At 55.9% G+C, this 3,904-nt stretch carries 4 protein-coding genes and 1 pseudogene; 2 read left to right on the plus strand and 3 right to left on the minus strand.

From position 1 onward, the window contains the following. Window positions 1-341: 341 nt before the first annotated feature. Window positions 342-701: a DUF7344 domain-containing protein gene (locus ACR3FF_RS26130; RefSeq protein WP_458191012.1), complete on the plus strand. Its 360-nt coding sequence runs from the start codon at window positions 342-344 to the stop codon at window positions 699-701. Between the two features lie 155 nt (window positions 702-856). On the opposite strand, the gene ACR3FF_RS26135 is transcribed toward ACR3FF_RS26130, so the two are convergent. Beyond that, window positions 857-1,249: a DUF5518 domain-containing protein gene (locus tag ACR3FF_RS26135; RefSeq protein WP_458191013.1), complete on the minus strand. Its 393-nt coding sequence runs from the start codon at window positions 1,247-1,249 to the stop codon at window positions 857-859. A gap of 180 nt (window positions 1,250-1,429) precedes the next feature. Next, entirely contained in the window at window positions 1,430-1,645 is a 216-nt protein-coding gene (locus ACR3FF_RS26140) for a DUF6199 family natural product biosynthesis protein (protein WP_458191014.1), read from the minus strand. A gap of 445 nt (window positions 1,646-2,090) precedes the next feature. Between ACR3FF_RS26140 and ACR3FF_RS26145 the strand changes: the two genes are divergently transcribed. Then, entirely contained in the window at window positions 2,091-3,494 is a 1,404-nt protein-coding gene (locus ACR3FF_RS26145; RefSeq protein WP_458191015.1) for a DUF4397 domain-containing protein, read from the plus strand. Between the two features lie 84 nt (window positions 3,495-3,578). Here the strand turns inward: ACR3FF_RS26145 and ACR3FF_RS26150 are convergent. Then, a pseudogene (locus ACR3FF_RS26150) lies at window positions 3,579-3,785 on the minus strand (MBL fold metallo-hydrolase RNA specificity domain-containing protein); the annotation flags it as partial. Between the last annotated feature and the right edge of the window lie 119 nt (window positions 3,786-3,904).

A 3,904-nucleotide genomic window follows, 5' to 3' on the forward strand; every position in this document is an offset into this window, starting at 1 on the left:
CGTGGACAAATTCACTGAACGCCCAAGAAACAGACATTGACTGGCGATTCACATCCGAAGATGCACGAATCAAACTACGCCGACTTTATCCTACAATTGATAGTTGACAATGCACTAGGTTCGGCAACTACTGTAAAGGACGGGGTTTTAGCGCCTGCAATTCAGATAAAAACGACCAGTTCTTCGTTTTGCTTCTATTACATTATGCCACGACCAAAATACACATATACAATAGATGAAGCAATTAAGCATGCAAAGCGGTACGATATGGAATTTTCAGACCACTATACACGACACTGCACGAACCGACACCTACACCGGGTGAGAGAGGCGAATACCCCATGACCGCACCTATCGGGAGAGCGCCTTCCAATGGGCACACATCGTCACTCTCACTGGATACGTATTTCGACCTCTTGGCCGATAAGTGGCGGCGTCACCTGCTGTATTACTTCGCCGATACCACGGCGCACACGGTGACTGTCGATGAACTCGTCACCCATCTCGTCCACCGGGTTGACACGGCGGCCTCCCTCGGTAAGAAGCGGGTCAACACCGAATTGCGCCACAAACACCTCCCGAAGCTGGCTGCGGTCGGCGTTATTGACTATGACATGCAGGCTGAAACCGTCCACTATTACTGGGGAACTGAACTCGAAGAAGTCGTGGCGTTCGCGGCACGAATGGAACAGACACTATAACCCTCTGTCTGCAGCACGGCGCTTTTGACAGTTGTTCGGCAGTACGTTCAGTTGGTGCTGAATAGAGAGCGCGTATCCAACATGGGCTTTCGCGAAGAATCGGACGTGTCTGTGGTTCTCGACCGAGCGATCAAAAAGTCCAGTGGGGGATCGTATCAGGTGCCGATATCGGTCTCGGTAGCGACATAAACTCCGAGATAGCCACCAAGGGCGCTGAGCCTGACGTTCCAAACAAAAGCAATAACCAATCCGAAGACGAACAAGAGGGCAGTAACCCGGGGGACTCCCAGACTAGAATCCATCATCGAACCGGTGAACATGAAGCTACCGATGGCACCGAACAGAAGGAGAAAGGGAATGGCCGCAATAGCGCCAGAGAGAGCGCCAATCCGAATCCCATCACTGCGGGTACCCCGCTGGAGGTAGCCTGCAACCGCACCTCCCAAGATGGGGAAAACACCGTGAATGACAGTACCACTGTTACCACCGCTCCGACGATTGCATTGATGATTGTGTCTCCTTCGCCCATGTACAGTGAGGTAATGCATGGGTCAAAAACTGTTTACATCTGGTGAACCCATGGTCAGGATTCAGCACGTCACTTCTGACAGCAGTCAGGCAGGTCTAGACGATTGTGCGAGATACAGCACGCGTAACTTGCATTGTGGATTATGCGCCAACTGGAGACTGAGGCTTAGGTACCGTTACCGTGGAAAACGGACGAAGGATTACCAACTCCACACGATGAACAGGAGGCCGAAGAGCGTCAAACCGATACCAGCGAGCCGGACGACTCCGTAATATGTCTCGCTCATCTCCATATCACTAGGACTGCGGGTCGTCCCAGCCGCCTTCTGGCGACGGTCGATCGCGGCCACCCATTCTGGTTTGCTCAGTGCGATGAGGCCAAATACGAAAAGCAACACCGGAATGAGATCAATCATGCACGGAACTGATGGGAGGCAGATAAAAATTCTTTCGAGAACGCCGGTATCGATAGTTCGCGACCTGCTCAGTCCATTCTCAGTATTCAGCACAGGATTACTCGCTACTAAGTCGAATTCAACTAATCGAAATGGATGATGTATTCCCATTCCCAGGCGGTCGAATGCTTTACAGAGTGTCGATGGATCGGGGATCGAATTGAGAGCAGTTCACGCTGATGTACGTACCACACATATATTCAAATATATTTTATTTAGAATTTAGGGAAGAAGTTCGATTACGCCTTGATTTAATCTGGTATAGTCACCTTCTGTCTTTCGGATACGACAATATAATCGGTGAAAACGAGATGTATGTAAAATCCAATCACACTTGGCTTCCACCCCAACTTGTTAGGTGACTCGACTTTATCAGTTCTGGTCTATCTATGAGATGGAGACATCGATGCAAACTAGCCGACGTGATACCCTGAAAACCCTCGGCGTAGCGGGCGTGGCAACTGTTTTCGGCGGTGCTGGTATAACCAGCCTCGTCGGAGCGGACGGTCACGAAGATGGCAGCGACGAAGCGATGGCGGCCGTTCGCGTGGCACACGCCTCGCCGGACGCACCGAACGTGGACGTGTACGTGGACGGGACGAAAGTCCTCGCTGACGTACCGTTCAAAGCCATCAGCGACTATCTGATGGTTCCGGCTGGCACCCGGAGTGTCGAGGTCACAGCGGCGGGCGACCCCGACACCGTGGCCTTCTCCGGGGACCTCCCAGTGGAGGCCAAGACCTACACCGTCGCGGCAGTCGGCGAGCTGACAAGCGAGGACACCGAGTTCAAGCCGTGGGTGCTACTGGACGACGACAGCGTCTCGGACGGTATGGCGAAAGTCCGCCTTGCGCACGTCGCGCCAGACGCGCCGGCCGTGGACGTGACGGTCATGGACGGTGAGACGACGTTGTTCGACGGCGTGAGCTACGGCGAAGCGAGCGACTATCTCGAAGTCGAACCGGGCGACTACACGCTGGAAGTGCGGGGCGACACCGAAGACAACGACGGTGACGTGGCCGCGACGTTCGACGTGACCCTCGAAGCGGGCACCGTCTACACCGCCTTCGCGGAGGGGTATCTTACACCCGACGATGAACCGACGAACGAACCGTTCGACCTCGTCGTCGCCATGGACGGCGTGGCCAAAGACGACGAGAAGTCGAACAAGGACGAAGGCGACGAGAAGCAGGCCACCGGCATGGTCCGGGTCGGCCACCTCTCGCCAGACGCTCCCAACGTGGACGTGTACGTGGACGACTCGAAGGTCCTCTCGGACGTGCCGTTCAAGGCCATCAGCAACTACCTCGACGTGCCAGTTGGCAAGCGCAAGGTGACGATTACGGCCGCGGGCAAACCCGACACCGTGGCGTTCGAAGGGACCCTCCCGGTCGGGAAGAAAGCCTATACGGTCGCCGCAGTCGGCGAACTGACCAGCGAGGACACCGGGTTCAAGCCGTGGGTGCTGGCCGACGACGCCAAATCGACGGACGACAAGGCGCAAGTGCGTCTCGCGCACGCCGCACCGGACGCTCCTACCGTAGACGTGACAGTCAAAGAAAACGGGATGGCGCTGTTCGAAGATGTCGCGTTCGGCGAGACGGGCGACTACGTGGCTGTGCCGGGCGGATCCTACACCCTCCAAGTCTGGCCCGCCGATGCCGACGGCTGTGGCGACCCAGTCGCGGAGTTCGACGTAGAGGTGACGGCCGGCTGTGCCTACACCGGATTTGCCGCGGGTTATCTCACACCGGGTAATGAACCAGCGAACGAACCGTTCGACCTCGTCGTTGCACGCGACGGAATGTAGAGCCGCGTAGCACGAGGCGCACCCGTTCTTCATGCACAGACGGCGGCCGACTCTTCTTTTGTGGTACGCGACGGACGATGTTGCTCACTTACAAGTGACTACGTCGCCCAGTTCCGGCGCGCTCGCGTCGTAGCCGTCGTCTTTCAGTTCCTCGGTGAAGTCCTCACAGCGGTCGCCGTGATTGACCAGAATTTCGGCATCACGATACGAATCCAAAAATTCCAGTAATCCACCTCTGTCGGCGTGCGCCGAGAAGTCGTACGATTCGACTTGGGCACTAACAGGCATCACCATTCGTCTTTAGCTAAGACTCACACCTCGGTTGCGTAGCGGTAGCGAGCGTCTCTTGTAAAATCGGTCGTTGCTGGTGGATTTTCTGTGCATCCTCGATCAGCCGCTCCAGCAACGGC

The sequence above is a fragment of the Haladaptatus ordinarius genome, from assembly GCF_054177595.1.

What these genes read in the sequence shown, in the direction of transcription:
- ACR3FF_RS26130 (WP_458191012.1), top strand. Translation starts at nt 342, where the DNA reads ATGACCGCACCTATCGGGAGAGCGCCTTCCAATGGGCACACATCGTCA.
- ACR3FF_RS26135 (WP_458191013.1), bottom strand. Translation starts at nt 1,249, where the DNA reads ATGCATTACCTCACTGTACATGGGCGAAGGAGACACAATCATCAATGC.
- ACR3FF_RS26140 (WP_458191014.1), bottom strand. Translation starts at nt 1,645, where the DNA reads ATGATTGATCTCATTCCGGTGTTGCTTTTCGTATTTGGCCTCATCGCA.
- ACR3FF_RS26145 (WP_458191015.1), top strand. Translation starts at nt 2,091, where the DNA reads ATGCAAACTAGCCGACGTGATACCCTGAAAACCCTCGGCGTAGCGGGC.